The organism is Pontibacter lucknowensis (assembly GCF_900156415.1).
In the GTDB taxonomy this organism is placed as follows: domain Bacteria; phylum Bacteroidota; class Bacteroidia; order Cytophagales; family Hymenobacteraceae; genus Pontibacter; species Pontibacter lucknowensis.
In genome coordinates this window covers 453,847-473,322 of the sequence record NZ_FTNM01000003.1, presented here as the reverse complement: position 1 = coordinate 473,322, position 19,476 = coordinate 453,847, and the positions used below count along the sequence as shown (strand labels likewise).

Annotated in this window: 20 protein-coding genes and 3 tRNA genes; 15 read left to right on the top strand and 8 right to left on the bottom strand. The window is 50.2% G+C overall.

Features of this window, described 5'->3' with window-relative positions; genetic code table 11:
• The first annotated feature begins 53 nt into the window (after positions 1-53).
• On the top strand, positions 54-956 hold the full coding sequence (locus tag BW972_RS12885; RefSeq protein WP_007658004.1) for a Ppx/GppA phosphatase family protein: 903 nt from the start codon (positions 54-56) through the stop codon (positions 954-956).
• 166 nt (positions 957-1,122) lie between these two features.
• Here BW972_RS12885 and ppk1 read toward each other — a convergent pair whose 3' ends face one another.
• Positions 1,123-3,228, bottom strand: coding sequence for a polyphosphate kinase 1 (gene ppk1 / locus BW972_RS12880; RefSeq protein WP_007658003.1), 2,106 nt, complete (start codon positions 3,226-3,228; stop codon positions 1,123-1,125).
• A 324-nt stretch (positions 3,229-3,552) separates the two neighbouring features.
• Here ppk1 and BW972_RS20210 point away from each other — a divergent pair, with 324 nt between their 5' ends.
• The 4 genes from BW972_RS20210 (at position 3,553) to BW972_RS12860 (ending at position 6,296) form a co-directional block, all read left to right on the top strand.
• A complete protein-coding gene (locus BW972_RS20210) occupies positions 3,553-3,735 on the top strand; it encodes a DUF5996 family protein (protein WP_369750938.1) in 183 nt (60 codons plus the stop codon).
• A 38-nt stretch (positions 3,736-3,773) separates the two neighbouring features.
• Complete coding sequence (locus BW972_RS12870; RefSeq protein WP_234986372.1) at positions 3,774-4,898, top strand: acyloxyacyl hydrolase; 1,125 nt, start codon at positions 3,774-3,776, stop codon at positions 4,896-4,898.
• Between the two features lie 4 nt (positions 4,899-4,902).
• Positions 4,903-5,364 carry a DUF302 domain-containing protein gene (locus tag BW972_RS12865; RefSeq protein WP_076422417.1) on the top strand — a complete coding sequence of 154 codons (462 nt, stop codon included), beginning with the start codon at positions 4,903-4,905 and terminating at the stop codon, positions 5,362-5,364.
• A gap of 167 nt (positions 5,365-5,531) precedes the next feature.
• The gene (locus BW972_RS12860; protein ID WP_076422416.1) at positions 5,532-6,296 is read left to right on the top strand and encodes a CPBP family intramembrane glutamic endopeptidase; all 765 of its coding nucleotides are present in this window, start codon (positions 5,532-5,534) and stop codon (positions 6,294-6,296) included.
• A gap of 74 nt (positions 6,297-6,370) precedes the next feature.
• Here the strand turns inward: BW972_RS12860 and gyrB are convergent, their stop codons facing one another.
• A complete protein-coding gene (gene gyrB, locus BW972_RS12855; RefSeq protein ID WP_007657995.1) occupies positions 6,371-8,329 on the bottom strand; it encodes a DNA topoisomerase (ATP-hydrolyzing) subunit B in 1,959 nt (652 codons plus the stop codon).
• A gap of 446 nt (positions 8,330-8,775) precedes the next feature.
• On the opposite strand from gyrB, the gene BW972_RS12850 reads away from it, so the two are divergent.
• The 5 genes from BW972_RS12850 to BW972_RS12830 all read left to right on the top strand — a co-directional run bounded on the left by BW972_RS12850 (position 8,776) and on the right by BW972_RS12830 (position 11,378).
• A complete protein-coding gene (locus BW972_RS12850; protein ID WP_007657994.1) occupies positions 8,776-9,105 on the top strand; it encodes a DMT family protein in 330 nt (109 codons plus the stop codon).
• A gap of 167 nt (positions 9,106-9,272) precedes the next feature.
• Positions 9,273-9,701 carry a DUF2267 domain-containing protein gene (locus BW972_RS12845; RefSeq protein WP_076422415.1) on the top strand — a complete coding sequence of 143 codons (429 nt, stop codon included), beginning with the start codon at positions 9,273-9,275 and terminating at the stop codon, positions 9,699-9,701.
• A 166-nt stretch (positions 9,702-9,867) separates the two neighbouring features.
• On the top strand, positions 9,868-10,296 hold the full coding sequence (locus tag BW972_RS12840; RefSeq protein ID WP_076422414.1) for a hypothetical protein: 429 nt from the start codon (positions 9,868-9,870) through the stop codon (positions 10,294-10,296).
• The gene (locus tag BW972_RS12835; RefSeq protein ID WP_007657990.1) at positions 10,283-10,972 is read left to right on the top strand and encodes an SCO family protein; all 690 of its coding nucleotides are present in this window, start codon (positions 10,283-10,285) and stop codon (positions 10,970-10,972) included. The genes BW972_RS12840 and BW972_RS12835 overlap by 14 nt, the downstream gene beginning before the upstream one ends.
• Positions 10,956-11,378 (top strand): c-type cytochrome, encoded by a 423-nt coding sequence (locus tag BW972_RS12830; protein ID WP_076422413.1) that lies wholly within the window; start codon positions 10,956-10,958, stop codon positions 11,376-11,378. The genes BW972_RS12835 and BW972_RS12830 overlap by 17 nt, the downstream gene beginning before the upstream one ends.
• Before the next feature lie 64 nt (positions 11,379-11,442).
• On the opposite strand, the gene BW972_RS12825 is transcribed toward BW972_RS12830, so the two are convergent.
• From BW972_RS12825 to BW972_RS12800, 6 genes are all read right to left on the bottom strand, one after another.
• Positions 11,443-11,949 (bottom strand): cupin domain-containing protein, encoded by a 507-nt coding sequence (locus BW972_RS12825; RefSeq protein WP_007657986.1) that lies wholly within the window; start codon positions 11,947-11,949, stop codon positions 11,443-11,445.
• Between the two features lie 173 nt (positions 11,950-12,122).
• The gene (locus tag BW972_RS12820; RefSeq protein ID WP_007657984.1) at positions 12,123-12,689 is read right to left on the bottom strand and encodes a hypothetical protein; all 567 of its coding nucleotides are present in this window, start codon (positions 12,687-12,689) and stop codon (positions 12,123-12,125) included.
• Between the two features lie 9 nt (positions 12,690-12,698).
• Positions 12,699-14,522 (bottom strand): site-specific DNA-methyltransferase, encoded by a 1,824-nt coding sequence (locus tag BW972_RS12815; RefSeq protein WP_076422412.1) that lies wholly within the window; start codon positions 14,520-14,522, stop codon positions 12,699-12,701.
• 383 nt (positions 14,523-14,905) lie between these two features.
• A tRNA-Arg gene (locus tag BW972_RS12810) sits at positions 14,906-14,979 on the bottom strand.
• Positions 14,980-15,049: 70 nt separating this feature from the next.
• Positions 15,050-15,123, bottom strand: a tRNA-Pro gene (locus BW972_RS12805).
• Positions 15,124-15,241: 118 nt separating this feature from the next.
• A tRNA-Ser gene (locus tag BW972_RS12800) sits at positions 15,242-15,328 on the bottom strand.
• A gap of 320 nt (positions 15,329-15,648) precedes the next feature.
• On the opposite strand from BW972_RS12800, the gene BW972_RS12795 reads away from it, so the two are divergent.
• The 5 genes from BW972_RS12795 to BW972_RS12775 are packed head-to-tail and all read left to right on the top strand — an operon-like array spanning position 15,649 to position 19,463.
• On the top strand, positions 15,649-16,620 hold the full coding sequence (locus BW972_RS12795) for a vWA domain-containing protein (RefSeq protein WP_076422475.1): 972 nt from the start codon (positions 15,649-15,651) through the stop codon (positions 16,618-16,620).
• Positions 16,617-17,582 (top strand): tetratricopeptide repeat protein, encoded by a 966-nt coding sequence (locus BW972_RS12790; protein ID WP_076422411.1) that lies wholly within the window; start codon positions 16,617-16,619, stop codon positions 17,580-17,582. Before BW972_RS12795 ends, BW972_RS12790 begins: the two co-directional genes overlap by 4 nt.
• A 54-nt stretch (positions 17,583-17,636) precedes the next feature.
• A complete protein-coding gene (locus BW972_RS12785; RefSeq protein WP_083674168.1) occupies positions 17,637-18,245 on the top strand; it encodes a TetR/AcrR family transcriptional regulator in 609 nt (202 codons plus the stop codon).
• A 50-nt stretch (positions 18,246-18,295) separates the two neighbouring features.
• Entirely contained in the window at positions 18,296-18,808 is a 513-nt protein-coding gene (locus BW972_RS12780) for an acyl-CoA thioesterase (protein WP_076422410.1), read from the top strand.
• Between the two features lie 31 nt (positions 18,809-18,839).
• Positions 18,840-19,463 carry an HD domain-containing protein gene (locus tag BW972_RS12775; RefSeq protein ID WP_076422409.1) on the top strand — a complete coding sequence of 208 codons (624 nt, stop codon included), beginning with the start codon at positions 18,840-18,842 and terminating at the stop codon, positions 19,461-19,463.
• Positions 19,464-19,476 lie beyond the last annotated feature (13 nt).

The following is a 19,476-nucleotide window of genomic DNA, read 5'->3' as shown; positions in this document are numbered from 1 at the left end:
ATACCTATATTTGGCTTAGTAAAGCATGTTGTACGCTCTTAACCGGATAATTTTTGAAGTTAGCTGCTATTGATATCGGTTCGAACGCGGTGAGGTGCCAGATCTCCAACGTTCTGAATCAGAATGGAAACGTAATTTTTAAAAGAGTTGAATACATCCGCTACGCCATCCGATTTGGAGAGGATGTGTTCAATGCCGGTTTTATCAGCGAGCACAAAATTCAGAAGTTCATCAAGCTACTGCACGCTTTTCAACTGCTACTCGACGTGCACGACGTGGACCACTATATGGTGTGCGCCACCTCTGCCATGCGCACCTCCCAAAATGCCCCTGAAATTCTGGACCGTGTGCACCAGGCCATCGGCATGAACATCCAGGTGATCGACGGGGTAGCCGAAGCCGACCTGATCAACAAAGTTATCGTGAACTTTCTGGATGAGCGTAATTACCTGCACATTGACGTGGGCGGCGGTAGCACCGAGTTCAACATCTATGTGAACCGGGAGAAGATGGCCTCGCAATCCTTTGAGCAGGGCTCCATCCGGCACATGCACGGCGTGGACTCACAGGAGCTTTGGAACAACATGCGGGTATGGATCGAAGAGAACGCCAAAAAATACCATCTCACCCGCGCCATTGGCACAGGAGGTAACATCAACAAGATATTTGACCTGTCAGGCAAGGCAGTGGGCAAGGCGATTTTCCGCAAGCAGATTGAAGAGATCACACAGCGGGTAGCAGCGATGACCATGGAGCAGCGCATCACCGAACTGCTCCTCAACCCTGACCGCGCCGACGTTATCCTCCCCGCTGCTGAGATATACCTGTCCGCCATGAAGTGGGCCAAGCTCGAGAGCATGCTCGTGCCTGCCGTCGGCCTCAAAGACGGAATGATTCACGCTTTATATGAGCAGCATCATCAGGAGCGGTTTGTGATCAGTCAGATCAGCAGGTAGTTTTCGCCTTGCCCGCAGGCACATGCTATGGAGCGATCTTCCTCGCACGTGATTACTATGGTGGAAATGACTTAGCCGGGCGGGACTTTTATAAAAAAACGGGAGTGGCGCATGATGATCATGTACCACTCCCGTTCTTGTTTTCAGCGGAAGATAAAACCAGATTTTATACTAACTCTACCTCCTGCGTTGTTTCCTCGAACACCTTCTTGTAGAACAGTTTGTGCACATCAACGATCTCTTCATTGGCGGCGGGCTTTTTACGGGAATAGGTACCGTCTTCGCGCATGATGTAGGAGTTCTGGTTGTCGAGCAGGTTGTAGTACAGAATATTGATCGCCTCTTTTTTCAGTTCCTCATTCACGATCAGGAAAAGTGCTTCAATACGGCGGTCAAAGCTGCGCACCATAACGTCGGCACTGCCTCCATATACCTTCGGGTCACCGTTGTTGTGGAAGTAATAGATGCGACTGTGCTCCAGGTACTCTCCTACGATCGACTTTACTGAAATATTCTCGCTCAGGTCTTCACGGCCCGGGCGTAAACAGCAGATGCCGCGCACGATGAGCTTAATCGGAACACCTGCCTTGGAAGCTTTGTAAAATTCATCTATCACCTCCTTGTCTTCCAGTGAGTTGATCTTGATCACGATTCCGCTCTTCAGCCCTTTCTTGGCATTGCGTGCTTCATGGCGAATCAGCTCGATCAGTTGCTGGCGCATGGATTTAGGAGAAGTGAGCAGGTATTTATACTCGTTTGGTCGGGAGTGACCGGTTATTACATTGAAAAACTCCGACACGTCATGCGCATACACATCGTTGGTGGTCAGCAGACTCACGTCCGTATACAGGCGGGCGGTCTGCTCGTTATAGTTACCGCTTCCGATGTGCACGTAGCGCGTCACCTTCTCCCCTTCCTTCCGGATGATCATAAGCATTTTGGTGTGCGTCTTATACTTGCTGATGCCGTAGATCACAAAACAGCCAGCCTTTTCCAGACGCTCACCCTCACGCAGGTTTCGCTCCTCATCAAAGCGGGCCTTCACCTCAAACAGCACCGATACGTGCTTGCCATTTTCAGCAGCCTTCAGCAAAGCAGCCGTCACACGTGACTGATCCGCCAGTCGGTAAATCGTCTGCTTGATGCCTAGTACATAAGGGTCTTCGGCGGCGCGCTCCAGTAGCTGCACTACAGGCTCCATGTTGTTGTAGGGGTGGTGCAGCAGTACGTCATGCTCTTTCAGATACTGAAACATGTCCACCGACTCGGCCGGAAGGCTGAGCGGCGTTACGGATGCGGGTTGCTTAAAACCTTTGTCTTTGAATTGCCGGTGGTTGATGATCTGCCAAAGACCGCGCAGGTCGATCATGCTCGTGATCGTGAAGACATTGGCATTGTCGATGGTCCAGCGCTCCTTCAGCACCTTCATCATAAAGGCAGACGGATTGCGCTCAATCTCCAGGCGCACCACACGTCCTTTTTTGCGCGTCTTCAGCTTCGACTTGATTTCCTGTACAAAGTCAGCTTCAATATCGTCAGACTCCTCCAGTGTAAAATCTCCGTTTCGGGTAATGCGGAAGAGGTTCGCTGACACGATCTCCACGTTACGAAACAGCTTTTTGATTTTCCAGCGGATGATCTCCTCAATCGGCACAAAGATGATCTTGTCCTTGCGGTTGATCTCGTAAAAACGGGCCAGGTTCTGGGGTATCTGCACAAAGGTCACGCGGTCCTGCGCCTTCTGCTCCTCGGTGGTGCGGGTCACCACACCAAAGGTCAGCAGCTGGTTCATGAGCAGCGGGAAGCCATGGTAGTTGTCAAACACCATGGGCGTGAGCAGCGGATAGATCGTGTTCTTGAAATAGCTGTCTACCTTCTTCTGCTCGATCTCGGTCAGGTCGCCCACCTTGAGTATGTCAAAACCGCTTTTGTCAAACAGCTCGGTAAGTTCGTTGTTGAATGTCAGGTACTGATCGTTGACAAAGCGGTGCGCGTAGTCAAGCAATTTCTTACGGAAGGGCAGTTCGCGCAGGCCAGAGTAGTCCAGTCGCTCTTTGCCGTAATCGATGTAGTTATACAAGCTGCCTACCCGGATCATAAAGAACTCGTCGAGGTTGGAAGCCGTGATGGCCATAAACTTGAGCCGGTCAAAAATGGTGCGACTCGTGTCGCGGGCCTGGTCAAGCACACGGTAGTTAAAACGCAGCCAGCTCAGGTCGCGGCTAATGTATTTACTTCTCTTTATTTGGTCAGAAACCTTATTGGTTAACATGTTTTCAGATATTAAAGGAGCCTCATATCAAGTCGGAGAACAGAGGCTCCCTGACAGACGCAGGTATACGGACATTAGATTAAGTATGCCCAACTGCTAATATAATTTTTGTTAGTGAATTTGTCATGCCTTTTGACGAAAGCTTGCATAAATGTTTTCCAAGAGCATCGCCCGGCGCCAAAAAAGCCCGGCTTTACCCTGATCTATACCAGAATCTCAAAACCAATCAGCAGGCGCCCGGTATAAAACAAGAGCCAATGTAAGAAGCTGTACAAACAAGCCCGACACCAGCGAGTTTGAACGTCCTCCCCTACCCCTTGCCGACTGGGAGGCCCACAGGACACGCCGCATCTGTACCTTCAGATTGTAGGCAAGATACGCCTGACGCTGATGCCCCTGCTTAATCATTGGTGGCGTGTTATGCTGTACGTGAGCGCACCAGGCCCTGCCCGACTTTCTGGAGAAAGACTACCAGGCAGGTGCCAAACTGGCGAACTGGCCTGTTGAAGAGTTAAATTGCCTTGAGGCAGCAAAAAGTTATAAAGATGACGAACAGTGGAAGAGGTTTTCATACCGGTTTGCTATTATCCCTGGCTATGGTACTGTCGCTACTATGTGAGCCTGTACTGGCAATTGCTGCGTGGCAAAGCGATTCCACCCGGTCTGCGATCAACATCGGCCTGACGGGGCACACGGGCTTCATCATTCCACATTCCAGAGAGATTCGGGATATTTCCGGTTCCAATCCCTGGGGTATAGAGGCGGATGTGAGTCTGCACTTTACCAACGAACGCGCCTGGCAGTACCTGCAGGGTTACCCCAGGTTGGGTGCCGCACTGGCTTATTACAACTTTGACAATCCTGACATTCTGGGCAATGCCTATACCTTGCTCCTGTATGTAGAGCCTTTTCTATCAGCGCATCGCCGCTTCAGTTTGTCTTTCCGTTTCGGGGCTGGGCTGGCCTACATGGACAACATCTATGACCCTGACACCAACCCTGAAAATCTATTTTACAGCACAGCCATCAGTTTTCCGCTCGAAATTAACCTGATGGGCAACTACCGCCTCAGCGAGCGCTGGATGCTGCGGGCAGGCGGTACGTACAAGCATATCTCGAATGGAGGGTTGCGTCAGCCGAACAAGGGCATCAACTTTCCCTCGGCTACACTGGGGCTCAACTATGCCCTGCGACCTGCCGCTTTCCCTGAGCGCCAAATGTCCGCAAGTATGCAGGAGCAGCAGGTGCGTAATTTTCTGGTAGCCGTGTTTGGCACCGGCAAGGACCGCCACGACGAACCTTCACGCAAGCTGCCACTGCTAGGTATAACTGCTTACGTCAGCCAGCCCGTTGGCCGCATCAGTGCGCTGACTGGTGGGGCCGAGTGGATAGCAGACTATACCTTGCGTAAGCACCTGCAGGACGAAGAGGACGGGCGTGATTTTCAGCGGGGTGCTTTGCTGGTGGGGCACGAACTGCGCATAGGTCGTTTCCGGTTCAATCAGCAGCTTGGGGTATACGTATACTCTCCATACAAAGCCCGCGACCCGGTGTACCAGCGCTGGGGCCTGGAGTACCATACAGGAGGGCGCATGTTTTACGGCATCAACCTGAAGGCCCATCGCCATGTGGCGGATTTTCTGGATGCCCGCGTCGGTTTTAGATTCTAATAAGATGAAGCACCTTACATTAGCATTTTTCCTGATGATCTGCATCGCCTGTGCAGGTATAGCACAGCCTTCGCAAACCGGACAGCTAACCACTAAACCAAGCGCCTATGGCATGGAGGAAACACTGAAACGACTCCGAACTGCAATAGAGGGTATGGGCATCAACCTGGTAGTGGAAGTAGACCACGCCAAAGCCGCCAGTGACAAGGGGCTGGATCTCCGGCCTACACATGTGCTTATTTTCGGCAATCCGCTGGTTGGCACTAACCTGATGCAGGCCGATCAGCGTGCCGGCTTAGATCTGCCTTTGCGCCTGTTGGTGTGGGAAGACGAAGAAGGCCAGGTATACCTGAGCTACCGCCATCCCAACGACCTGCAGCAGGACTACAAATTAAGCGATCAGCAAGCTGTGTTGGATAAAATGGGGAAGGTATTTGAGAAACTGAGTGAAGCGGTAAGCAAGTAGGTGCCTGTGCTTTGGTAGCGTTTTAGATGTGCAAATGCATACAACCTGACAAAAGAATAATCAACAAACCATTTGTCCGAAATTTACCCCTCCCTATACATTGTAAGTACCTATAATTTAAATTATTATTGTTGCTTGAGAGCTTCTAATGGCTCTTCGGAAAAGCTATGCCTATACGTAGTCTACTCTCATGTGCACCAGGATTTTTCCTCCTTTTCGCCATTTATCATTTCCCTGAGTTTTTTTTTGTTTTTTGGATAATGGCCCTGTTTAAAACCGGGTTTATAGTGGCAGCTTTTTTCCTGGCCAGAGCGCAGGGGTGGACAGGACTTGGGGGCTATGGCCTGAGTCTGAAAGATAAATGGTTGCGGCAGCTTTTGGTGGGGCTGTTGCTAGGCCTGACATTTTTCATCCTATCGTTCTACCTCTCGGTTCTGTTGGGGTATGAAAGCATTGTTTCCAGCATAACCATCACAACCTTTGTAGGACAAGTTCCCATGCTCCTGCTGATGACTGCGGTTCCCTCTGTTGCGGAGGACATTCTAACCCGGGGTTATTTATATGCGCATCTAGTCAAATATATGAAGCCCACTTATTGGGTGCTGCTTTCCGCTTTGGTCTATGTGCTGAATCACATTTGGCGATTAGGTGATGGTGCGGCAGTCCTCTCCTATCTTTTGTTATTAGGCCTGGTGCTGGCCTATGCGGTCATCATTACCAAATCGCTTTGGCTTGCCTTCGGCATACACTGGGGCGCCAACATCGCCTACGAATCAACGAGAAGCCTATTCAGCACTACGTCGGCTTCAAGTGATGCCAGCACCTGGATACTGGCAGGCTGCTGGGGATTGCTGTTAGTGTTGTTAATACTTTGGGGGTTCTACAGGAACCGCTTGAAGTCAGGTATAGCACTGGCGCCTGACCTGTATTGAACAAACCTGTCATAAAACAGCAGCGGCTGCCTTCTTCCGAAAGCAGCCGCTGCTGTTTTATGTTTTGATATAGATTACACGTCTACACGAGCGTACTTGGCGTTGCGCTCGATGAAGTCACGGCGAGGACCTACCTCGTCACCCATCAGCATCGAGAACAAGTGGTCAGCCTCAGCGGCAGACTCAATTGTTACACGTTTCAAACTGCGGGTTTCAGGGTCCATGGTCGTGTTCCAAAGCTGCTCCGGGTTCATCTCACCAAGACCTTTGTAACGCTGCACGCCTACGCTGTCCTCCTTACCCTTGCCTAGTTCAGCAATGGCATCGATGCGGTCCTGCTCGCTCCAGCAGTAGCGCTCCTCTTTGCCTTTCTTCACCAGGTATAGCGGAGGAAGGGCGATGTAGATATAACCATTCTCAATCAGCTCTTTCATATAACGGAAGAAGAAGGTCAGGATCAGGGTACGGATGTGCGAACCGTCCACGTCCGCATCCGTCATGATGATGATGCGGTGGTAACGAAGCTTCTCCATGTTCAGGGCCTTCTCGCCTTCTGCGGTTCCGAAGCTCACGCCCAGGGCGGTGATCATGTTCTTGATCTCTTCGTTTTCGTAGATGCGGTGCTCCTGTGCTTTCTCCACGTTCAGGATCTTACCACGAAGCGGCAGAATGGCCTGGAACATACGGTTACGGCCCTGCTTGGCAGAACCACCTGCTGAGTCACCTTCCACGAGGTAGATTTCGCAGTTTTCCGGATTATTGTCAGAGCAGTCGGCCAGTTTGCCAGGCAGGCTGGTGCTCGAAAGCACGTTCTTACGCTGCACCATTTCGCGGGCCTTGCGGGCTGCGTTACGGGCCTGCGCCGCCAGTATCACCTTCTGCACGATCGTGCGGGCCTCTTTCGGGTTTTCTTCCAGGAACTGGTTCAGCATTTCGCCCACAGCCGTATCCACAGCACCACCCACATCGGAGTTACCCAGTTTGGTTTTGGTCTGTCCTTCGAACTGCGGCTCCTGCACTTTCACCGAAATAACGGCCGTCAAACCTTCACGGAAGTCATCACCGGCGATATCGATCTTCAACTTGTCCAGCATACCTGACTTGTCGGCATAAGCCTTCAAAGTACGGGTAAGAGCACGACGGAAACCACCAACGTGTGTACCACCTTCTATGGTGTTGATGTTATTCACGTACGAGAAGATGTTCTCAGTATATGAGGTATTGTACTGAAGAGCGATCTCTACCGGTACGCCGTTTTTCTCGCTTTCAATATGGATTGGCTCTGGAATCAGATTCTCACGCGTCTCGTCCAGGTAGGCCACAAATTCCTTCAGGCCGCCTTCTGAGTAAAAAGAATCAGAAAGTGGCTGTCCGTCCTCACCAGTCTCACGCAGGTCCGTCAGGTTAATGCGGATGCCCTTGTTCAGGAAAGAAAGCTCGCGCAGACGGCTGGCGATGGTGTCATACTTATACTCTGTGGTGGTAAAGATCGAAGCGTCAGGCTGGAACGTTACTGTAGTACCAGTCTTATCTGTCGTGCCGATTTCACGCACCGGATAAGCTGGCACACCGATGTTGTAGTGCTGCTCAAATACCTTTCCGTTGCGGTGCACGGTTACGTGCAAATCAGTAGACAGTGCGTTCACACACGATACACCTACACCATGCAGACCACCGGATACTTTGTATGTGTCTTTATCGAATTTACCACCGGCGTGCAGTACCGTCATAACCACCTCCAGGGCCGAACGGCCTTCTTTCTGGTGGAAGTCGGTAGGTATACCGCGCCCGTTGTCCGACACAGTAATGGAATTGTTAGTGTTGATGGTTACATTGATCGTATCGCAATGACCGGCCAGGGCCTCGTCAATGGAGTTGTCCACTACTTCCCACACCAGGTGGTGCAGGCCTTTGATGCCAATGTCACCGATGTACATGGCAGGACGCTTGCGAACGGCCTCAAGTCCTTCCAGTACCTGAATACTATCTGCTGAATAATTGTTATGCAATTGTTTTTCTTCTACGTCACTCATGTGTGTATCTGGGTAGATTGAATAGGTAAAATTACCAATTTATTTCATTTTATCTATGCTTTTCGGAGCAGTACTTTACACCGATTGCTGCATACCTGTGATCCCATCAGGTATAAGCAGGAAGCACACCTTGATTTAAACAAAAACGAATGCCCATTAGTGCCTGTTTCACAAATACTTATACCTTAAAAACACAAAAAGACCACCTCTTATGGAGGCGGTCTTTCTGATCAAGTCGAATGCAAAATATATCGGCAGATGGACGCAAGTGATTTTACTCGCTTTTCGTCTACTTTGCCCTTAGGGGCGGCTCGAGGGCCGACCCGGTTTTTTTCATAGCTCAGTCAGGCATTGCATCGTGTTGTAAACGAACATACTGACTCAGCATTGCGAAGGTTGCTTAAATTTTATGCCATCATGAATGCGCCTTATGTTAAATTTCGGGCATGAAAACGATTATACTCCTTCTTATCTCCAACATCTTCATGACCTTCGCCTGGTATGGTCACCTGAAGTTCAAAGACACCGTGCTCTGGAAGGTAATCCTGGTGAGCTGGTTCATTGCCTTTTTTGAGTACATGTTCCAGGTGCCTGCCAACCGGATTGGGCACGGACAGTTCACAGCCTTTCAACTCAAAACGATACAGGAGGTCATCACGCTGGTCGTGTTTGTAGGCTTCTCGGTGCTATACCTGCGCGAAGAGGTGAAATGGAATTACATCGTTGGCTTCATTTTCATCCTGCTGGCCGTGTTCTTTGTCTTTAAGAAGTGGTAGTCAAATTATTAAATTGTTGATGGTTAAATTGTTTTGGGCGTTTACCATTGTTTCAGTGCTATTGGCGTGCTTGTGAGCGTACTCCCTTTTATCTGATAACCCTCTCCTGGCTGATTCGTTGTAAATAACAGAGTACATGATGTTTAACCATAAAAAAGGAGGTAAACATGTCCATGAATTTTGAGAATTATCAAAAGGAGGCAAAGACCTGGTTACACGAGCTCTGTGACTACCTGGGTATAGAAGACGAGATGAAAGCTGCCCGTATCTTTAGAGCGGTGCTGCACGCCATCCGTGACCGCATACCTGCCGGAGAAGCCATACACCTGGCGGCCCAGCTTCCGATCGTCTGGAAAGGTATATACTTTGATGGCTTCACGCTGCGGGAAGAGCCCGTGCGCATACGCCATGAAGAAGAATGGCTGGAGTTTATTCGCTCCAAAGACGCCTTTGCTGACATGGCCGATTTCCCGACACTGGAGCACGCCCACTATGCCTTCCAGGATGTAATGAAGTTTCTGCGAAGCCGTATCTCCGAGGGACAATACAACCAGGTAGCTCAAGCCCTGCATTCAGAACTAATGGTTCCTGCCTAATCAAAACAAACTTATCTTAAACCAATGCCTGGCCACCGTGCCGGGCTTTTTAATGCCCGCCTAAAGGGAATTGCCCAAAACTTAGCACCTGAGGGGCCATTATTCTGCCATATCCTATACCTTTGCAGCTATACCTGTTCTTACACCAAACCTTATCAGCTGAACGATGAAAAAGTGGCTGCTATACCTGAGTTTACCCCTCACCCTGCTTGCCTGCCAGGGCGGCGCCAGTGAAGCGGAGCGACAACAGGCCCTGGAAACAGAGGTGATGGACCTGCACGACGAGGCCATGGCCGACATGAGTAAAATCTACCGCTTGCGCCGCAACCTCACCAGCCTCCGCGATACGCTGCAGGCACAGTCTGCCGACACCGCGACCATTAGCCTGCTCGCGCGCCGTATACAGGAACTGGACCAGGCCGATGAAGCCATGATGGAGTGGATGCGCCAGTACAAGGCTCCCGACACGTTGGCACACCAGCAGGCGATGCTATACCTGAATGCTGAACACCAGAAAATGGAACGGGTAAAATCGCTAATGGACAGCACCATCACCCAAGCACAGGAAACTTATGCGACTTATGGAAAGAAATAAACTAAACACTTTTTTTTCAGCCTTGCTGCTTGGCCTGTCTGCACTCAGCTGGCAGGCCTGTTCGCAGGAACAGTCCTCTGATGCCGGCACACTCCCCTACCTGGGCGAGCGGCAGCTGGTGCAGCGCCAAGTTGACGGCCAGCAGGTAACCGATACGGTATACCACCGCATACCTGACTTCGCTTTCATCAACCAGGACAGCCAGGTGGTGACCAGCCTCACCGTGCAGGACAAAGTATACGTCACCGACTTTTTCTTTACGACCTGCCCGACCATCTGCCCTAAGATGAAAAGCCAGATGTTGCGCATCTACGAAGCTTTTGAGGATGACCCAAGAGTCATGCTCCTTTCTCATACCATTGATCCGAAACACGATACAGTAGCCGTGCTGCGTGACTACGCTGACCGCCTGCAGGTGAACAGCGACAAATGGCATTTTGTGACTGGCGAGAAAGACAGCATCTACAGCATTGCCATGCAGTACATGGTGTCGGCGATGGAAGACGAGGAAGAGCCCGGCGGCTTTGTGCACAGCGGCGCCTTTGTGCTCGTGGACCAGAACCGCCACGTGCGCGGCATCTACGATGGCACCGACCCAGCCCAGGTCGATCGGTTGATCCGTGACATACCGGCCCTTTTGCCTAAAAAGAAAAAGAAGGATGCTGATAAAAACTAAATTCCTGCACTATGCTGCCGGTATAGCCGCTTTACTCACTCTGACCCAGTGCTTTTACACTGATAAGCAAAACGAAGGAGAAAAGCTCTATACCCAGTACTGCGCCAACTGCCACATGGATGACGGCAGCGGACTCCGCAACCTCATTCCGCCGCTGGCAGGCGCCGACTACCTGGAGAATCACCGCGATGAGCTGGCCTGCATCATCCAACACGGGCAGACGGGCAACATTGTCGTGAATGGTAAAAACTATAACCAGGGTATGCCAGGTTTTGAGCACCTTAACAAAGGGCAGATCACCAACATTCTCAACTACGTGCAGACCAACTTCGGCAACAGCAACCCGCGCTTCACCATACAGGAAGTGGAAAAGCAACTGCTTAAATGCCGGCATTTGCTGGAGTAATAAAAATAAAAATGGCGCTGTAGCTTAGCTGCAGCGCCATTTCCATACCTGTCAAATTCAGATTTTACCTGCCAAAGTCATCCTGCACACGCACGATATCATCCTCGTTGGAAGGATTGGCCGCATCGGTATGTTGCCAGATCTCGGCCAGCACACCCCAATCGTCAAGGCCCACCAGGCGGTGACGTTCTCCCTGACGCAGGGTAATCAGGTCACCGGTGCTTAGCACTTTCAATTCCCCTTCTTCATCTGTGTCGCTGGTCACAACTCCTACAGAACCTTTCACTACTTTCCATATTTCGGCGCGGCGATGGTGGTACTGCCAGCTCAGTCGCTTGTGCGGTGCTACCAGCAGTATTTTCGGGCTTAACTTGCCGGATATCTTCAGTTCATCTACCGACATGTTGTCGAAATAGGTGTTGGCAAAGTCCTGTGCCTGGGCTTCGTCGATCACAAAAAATCCGCCCCAGGGACGGTCCTGGTCCTGGCTGCTGATGTTAAAGTGTTGTTGTTTTAGTTGCTGTTCTGTTTCTGCGAAAAGGGCTGCTTTATTTATCGTATCGGTTGTCATGTTCAAATCAGGCTTTAAGGGTGTTAGCGTTATACTTGCAGGTATATGCTAACGCAAAATGCAGCTCGCCTGTTGAGGCGGGGCGCAAATTTAGCATAATTGTACAGAAGTCAAGACTGTACATTGAAAGAGCTCACTCTTACCTGAGGGGGTAGCACCAGTCGCCGGCGATCTTATGCTTCCTTGCTCTGTAGAACGCCTTGGAAGAAACGTTCGAAGTTTTTGTGCAAGGCTCCCCATTTAAACTCGTGGTTAGGCGTACGGTAGCTGTAGCCGGCAAAGGTATTCTTTGTCACCACCGGAAATCTGCTGATTTCCTTACCCGCTATCCAGCCATAATACCCTACTTCTTTTCTGCTAAAATCCACCCAACCTACGATTACATAATCTTTTGAAGCCGGCTTTTGCTCCTGCGGGTAACCATAGGTCCAGTTGTCGTTCGGTGGCCTGTCAGTTGATTTCTTCGCAACTTTCACATCTATTTTACAGCCGCCAATCAAAAAGTCGAACGCATCCGCATTCCTGTTTTCGAAGCCGGCACGATCAACCTCGTAGGTATAGCCAAGGGACTTAAGCCAATGTTCGAAAGCGTACTCCCCCATGCATCCCAGCACCGCCTTCTCGAGGCGCTCTTTCTCTGAAAGGCCAAAGCGGGAATACAGGCCGTTGCGGACCATGTCAGCCGCACATTGCCGGGCTATGGCGAGGTTAGCGTCAAAGTCGAAGTTTTGTACCAGCATTGCATTTCATCAGATTGATTTAAAATCAATACCAATGTCCTGCAAGGTTAGTTGTAAATTAGTTCTGGAGATTTCGTTCAGCTGGAAAAGCGAGTCTGGACAAATAAAGGCCTTGGGTTTCAGCTCGATCGCTTTCCTAAGGACTTCTTCATTGATCCTATCCAGCCCATACAGGAGCCCTTCTTCCACAACCTCATACAGTATCGTATCACCGGCAGGCACTTTGTTTATGGCAGCTGTCAGCGGTATACCGAACCTGAGCAGCAACTCCCACAGCATGTGTTCTGAATGCTCTTTCTGTTTTTCTACCTGCTTAAATAAGGTCAGCTGTTTTGCATGCTCATTTGCACCATTGCTATTTTCTCCACGCCAGGTTTTGAATCTGGAAGGGGCTAGTTTAAAATACCTGAAACCTGTGTCGATGGCCTCCGTCTCCTCCTGTCCCTGCATTTTTTCATGTAGCAACAGCAATCGTTTTCTGGTAATCTCGGAGATGGTTCTGAAGCCTAGCTGATAGGCTTTAGTCGCTGGGGCGATCTGCTCATCCAACTGCACGCAGATGTACTTCCGGCTGCCGCCATCCTGCTGGTTCATTTCGAGCACGGCCTGGGCAGTGGCACCCGAACCGGCAAAAAAATCCATGAAGATGCCATCAGGATCGTCGGAGAAGCCTAGCAGGTACTTGATCAGGCTGGGTGGTTTCGGAAAGTCAAACACTTTTGCTCCAAACAGAGCTTCCAGTTGGGCGCTGGCGTTTTCGTTTGTACCCACGCCAACCTTTGAATTGATCAGGTTAGGCGGCACCTCTTTGTCATACACCAGCTTCTCATAAGAAGGACTAAGTTTGATCGTAGGTATACTGATCCGGGTACCTTTGCTTATTTCTTCATCCAGTTTCGGCTGCGACCACTTGAATTTAGCCTTCAATACAACAGGCTTTACAAACACGCCGTCCTTTACCTCGGTGTCCTCGAGCAATTCAATGGCATAGCTGTCCGTTCCGTAACTGCCTTTCTGTAGCAGGCCATCCTTCAGACGCGTAATAACCACATCTGCCGGGAAGGTCAATATGCCCGGTTTATTCGACTGGTTCAGCAGCCCGTTGGAACTGGTGCTGTTTTTCCTGATGCCCTTGAATTTCTCGCCGTTCTTATTTTTTTGGTAGCAGAGCACATACTCCACTACTTTTTTACTCTTTCTGCTCAGGTTAGCAGGCGTTTCGGACTTGGCCCAGGAAAAGTAATCGATGAAGTTCTCTTCCCCGAACACTTCGTCCATCACCAGTTTCAGATTAGCCAATTCATTGTCATCGATGCTCACGAAAATAACACCGTCTTCACGCAGCAGATGACGGGCCAGCGACAGCCTTGTCAGCATCATACTGAGCCAGTTCGAATGGCCGTTTTTCCTACGGTCGGACTGAGAACGGCCATTTTTTCCAGCAAAGTTATCAGCGTAGATGAAGCTATCGGAACCAGTATTGTATGGAGGGTCAATATAGATCCCCTTTACCTTCCCGGAATAAGCTTTCTGCAGCACCTTCAGCACTTTGGAGTTATCCCCTTCGATGAACACATGCTTCGTTTTATCCCAGTTAACTGACGCATCCGAAACAGGTATAAGTGTATCGGTCGAAGGTTCCTGAACTTGCTTATAGGCCTCTGCCTTGCCTGCCCAGGTCAATTGGTAGGCCTCCGGGGCTGTATAAATGTGCTCCCCCAGCAATTGCTTCAGCTGCGCTACATCCAGCTTGTTCCCATGAAAAGCAGCAGGTATAAGCGCCTTCAGTTTAGAAAGCAGGTCTTCCGAAATACTATTGGAGTCTCCGTTCATTATTATTGTATTAATCTAGTCAGTATGCTATCAGGCACCACTCAACAGAGTGTGGCTCCGGCCCTAAATGATGATCTGATAAAGAACCTCAAGTCTAAGTCCTAACTCACCTCATTAGCACCAGATATGTCCTGTGCTTTGCTGTAAAATGATCTGCTGTTATTTTACCTCTGGCTCTTGGAGGCAAAACTTCAAGATAAGGAATAAAGGGGAGATGAATGAAAGGAAGTTTTCTAATATTAATAGTCACCCATCTTTTCTATGTTGATTTTGAAATAGAGAGCTGTTTTTTTGAGAGAGCTGGTTATATCAATAGTTCTAAAACCGTCTGCAAATAAAAAAAGCACTTATAAGTTTTAACTTATAAGTGCTTGATACTGAAGTGATCCCGTTTGGATTCGAACCAAAGACCTACTGCTTAGAAGGCAGTTGCTCTATCCAGCTGAGCTACGAGACCAGCGTCCTTAGGAGAGCTTAGCTCTACCCTTAAACAAAAAATTTCGGAATTGCTTCCGAAATTTTTTAAGTCGGGGTGGCAGGATTCGAACCTACGACCTCCACATCCCAAATGTGGCGCGATACCGGGCTACGCTACACCCCGAACTGTGCTTTCAACTCCGGTTAGCGATGTTTGATGTCGCTGTTAATGTTGAACGCGGTGCAAAAGTAAGCGAAGAATTTAAATTGTCAAAACTTTTTCAATTTATTTTTTTCGCTTGCGGAGGAGGGGGGATTCGAACCCCCGGTACCGTTTCCAGTACGGCAGTTTAGCAAACTGCTGGTTTAAGCCACTCACCCACCCCTCCGGGTCTCTCCCTGCTGAAGAGATTGCAAACATACTACATTAAATTTGCCCACACAATAGCACTCACCAAAATTTTAGCAAACAAACCCGCCTGGCATACCTCTAGACTCCCTTTTCGAAAACTAACTACTTGATTCTATTCAGCTTTCTGAGACGAAATTTTCAGAAAAAATTTTAGAGCATTGTCGTCTTCTCACCTTCCCACCTCTTGCCTCCCCTTCCTGCTATACCTGTATCTACCGACAAGGTGCCTCAAAAACCCCTTACATTGGCTTTCCTTTCTTATATTTGTCATCGGGCGTTGGCCTGAACCTGCACAACATGACCTGGTACCAAACTTTAACACTGCTTGAAATACTGTTCGGCATTCTCTTTATGGGACTGTACGTGGGCTATCTGTGGCGGGTGCGGAAGGTGTCTGCCTTTTTTGGACAGCGCCCGCACGGTGTGTGGGTGAAGTTTGTGCTGCGACACGCCTATGTGGTGCTGCTGATCATTGCGATACTCGGGCCATCGTTCGGGGCGATGAAAAAGGAGATCAAAACCATTGGCAAAGACATTTACATCGCCGTGGACCTTTCGGCCTCCATGGACGCCAATGATGTGCAGCCTTCCCGACTGGAACGGGCCAAGCGCGACATCATCAGGCTGATCAGCCGCTTCAACTCGGACCGCATCGGCCTGATCGTATTTGATTCTGAGGCCTACCTGCAAAGTCCGCTTACCTACGATCAACAGGCGCTCACCCTTTATACTCAAACCCTGCGCACCGGTCTGTTGCCACACGGCGGGACCAGCTTTATACCTGTGCTGGAAATTGTGTCTCAGAAATTCGGGCAGGCGGCGTCGCCTGAGGTGAGTGAGCAAAAAGCCCGCATCCTGGTGCTGATCAGTGATGGGGAGGATTTTGGAGGCCGTACCTCCGACTGGGCTGACAGGCTGCGTGAGCAGAACATACGGGTGTTTGCTTTGGGCATCGGCACTACTGACGGCTCCCAGATACCAGTTGGCAACTCCTTCAAAAAGGACCAGCAGGGCAATCCTGTTATCACCCGCTTGCATCCCGAAGGGCTGGAGCAGCTGGCCGAGGCTACCGATGGTGAGTACTTTGAAGTAAACGGCCGCATCAGTGAGGTGAGCCGACTAATCAACGCCATCAATAACATAGAAGGCGAACTCCGCGAAAGCAAAACCATTGATGTAACTGCCAATAAGTACATCTATCCGCTTGCGCTGGCCCTGCTGCTTATACTGCTGGATGTGCTGATCACCGTTAAACTGCTCAGAATATGAAAGCTTTTCTGGCTGCCATATTATTTATCGGATTTCTGTCGGGGGGGCTGCGTACCATCTCGCTCATGAACGAGCATGCAGACCTGGCAGCGACAGCCTACAAACGGGGAGATTACATAGAAGCAGTGGCTTCATACGAGTACCTGCTGGAGGATCTTGACGTACAGGATGATCAGGTACGGCTTAACCTGGGACACGCCTACTTCCGGCTGGGCGAATTGCAGAAAGCCCAGCAGCAGTACACCCTGCTGGCCAACCACGCCACCCGCCACATCAAGGCGGTATCGCTGCTTCAACTCGGTGCCATCTCCTCTCAAAGCAGAAAATACAGGCAGGCCCTCTCCTATTTCCGTCAGACACTGATCGTGGAGCCCGGAAACGAGGCGGCCAGGTATAACTACGAGTTGATCAAAAAACTTCTGGAACAGCGTCCGGACCTGGCTCAGACGGATGAAGAGGACGATCAATTCCCTGCAGACCAGCAGCCTGCCCAGAACCAGCCTAAGCCGCAGCAGCAAAAACCGGAGGAGGAAGAGCAGGCAGAGCAACCACGCAAAAACCCCGACAGCGAAGGGGACCAGGAAGCAGAGGTAGACAAGCCAGAGCGTGACGACCAGGGGCAGCAACAGGAACAAGGAGGAGGTCAGCAGCCAGATAAAGACGGCAGTGACAAACAGTCCGAAAAAACGGAAACAAGTGGGCAGCAGCCCGGCGATACGCAGGGCATGAACCCTGACAGCCAATTTGACCCGAGCCGACCAGAGCGAAGCCGCAGTGGAGAACCTCTCTCTGATGCCGAACAAAGAGCGCAAACCCGGAACAACCGACTGCAGCAGCTCAACATCAACCCCGAAAAGGCACGGCTGATGCTGGAGGCGATGCGCAGCGCAGAGCAACAGTACATCCAGCAACTCCCCAAAAAAGCGACACGCAAGCCTGATCCTACCAAACCGGATTGGTAGGCCACAATTTGGAAATTAAAAACCGATTGGTTTATTTTGCGTATTCAATTCTGAATGATGCAGACAACCTTATCTAAAGCAGAACGCACACGCCAGCTCATCATAGAGCGATCTGCCCCTCTGTTCAATCAGATGGGCTATGCCGGCACGTCGATGCAGGATATCATGACTGCCACTGGGCTGACGAAAGGAGGCATCTACGGACATTTTGAGAGCAAGGAAGAGATTGCCCTGGCTGCCTTTGAACATGCTGCCGGTATCATCACCCGGATGATCGGGGAACGGATAGCAGCTAAAGAAAGCGCTTCGGATAAGTTGAAGGCGATTCTGCAATTCTATAAAACCTACCTTTTCTCGCCTCCTGTACAAGGTGGCTGCCCTGTTTTGAACACAGCAGTAGAAGCGGACGACACCAACCCGCTTTTAAGGGCTAGTGTAGTTAAAGTGCTCAACCGTCTGCACAAAGCGGTTGCCAACATTGTGCTGCAAGGTATAGACCGGGGAGAATTCAGACCTGAAACAGACCCACAGAGATTTTCTATTCTGTTTGTGAGCATGGTTGAAGGCGGCATCATGCTTTCAAAAGCATACGGCGACAACAAATATCTCAACACGGTAATTTCACAGCTAGAGCATATGCTCGCGTCTGAATTGCAAACCTGATATTTTTTTAATCAAAAATAAACCATTCGGTCTTTTTTATACTATTCATTATGGAAAAAAATTATAGCAAAATTCTGGAAAGCAAGGCACTGATCCGCTTTGAGGACTGCGACCCTTTCGGCCACCTGAACAACGGACGTTATATTGACTATTACCTAAACGCCAGGGAAGATCAGCTGCGCGACAACTATGGCCTGGACATCTATGCCATGGGTAAAACGACGGGCAAAGCTTGGGTGGTCGCCTCTAATCAGATCGCCTACCTGCGTGAAGTGAAGTTCATGGAAACGGTTACGATCAAAACCTGCCTGCGCTGGTACAGCGGCTCCGACCTGATGATGGAGGGCCAGATGGTGGACCCTGAAACAGGAGCGATCATTTCTGTCATATGGACGCGCTTCGCCTACATCGACATCCGTAAGGGCCAGAAAGCTGAGCACAGCGAGGAATTGACTGAGCTGTTTGGCAAAGTGGCTGTACTGGGAGAAGGAAAGCCTTCGGAGTACTTCGAAGACCGTGTAAGAGAGCTGCGTTTGGCTGCAGTGGCTGCATTAGAAAAATAAAATCTTATTTTTGCAGCACAAAATACCACCTATGAAAGAGAACCTTGCAAAAGTGCTGGAGGTACTAACCCTGGCAGAAAAGATCAAATTTGAGATGCGCCATAGCTGGCTTTCCAATGGCAGGCAGGAGAGCGTGGCGGAACATACCTGGCGCATGAGCCTGATGGCTGTCCTGCTGGAGCCATACCTGGAGCAGCGAGTTGACATGGCCAGGCTGCTCAAAATGATCATCATTCATGACCTGGTAGAGGCCGAATCCGGTGATGTGCCTGCTTTCGACATTGTGAATGAGGAAACCAAACTGCTAAAGCAGCAGCGTGAACAGCAAGCCATTCTCAACCTGCGGGACCAGTTGCGCGAATCAACCGGCCAGGAGATCTATGACCTGTGGTATGAGTTTGAAGAAAAGGAAACGTACGAGGCAAAAGTAGCCAATGCTCTCGACAAATTAGAGGTGCAGATTCAGCACAACCACGCCGACATCAGCACCTGGATTGAGATCGAACGGGAGTTCGTTTTCCTGATGGGCCGCCATACCTCGTTTGACAAAGGGCTGGAGGAGTTCAGAGCCTTGATAGAGGAAATGGCCATTCTGAAAATGGAGGCCGCAGGCATCTGTACTACGACCGTAAGACAAAGCATGCCTGCCCGGTAAAAAAGTAGCTAAA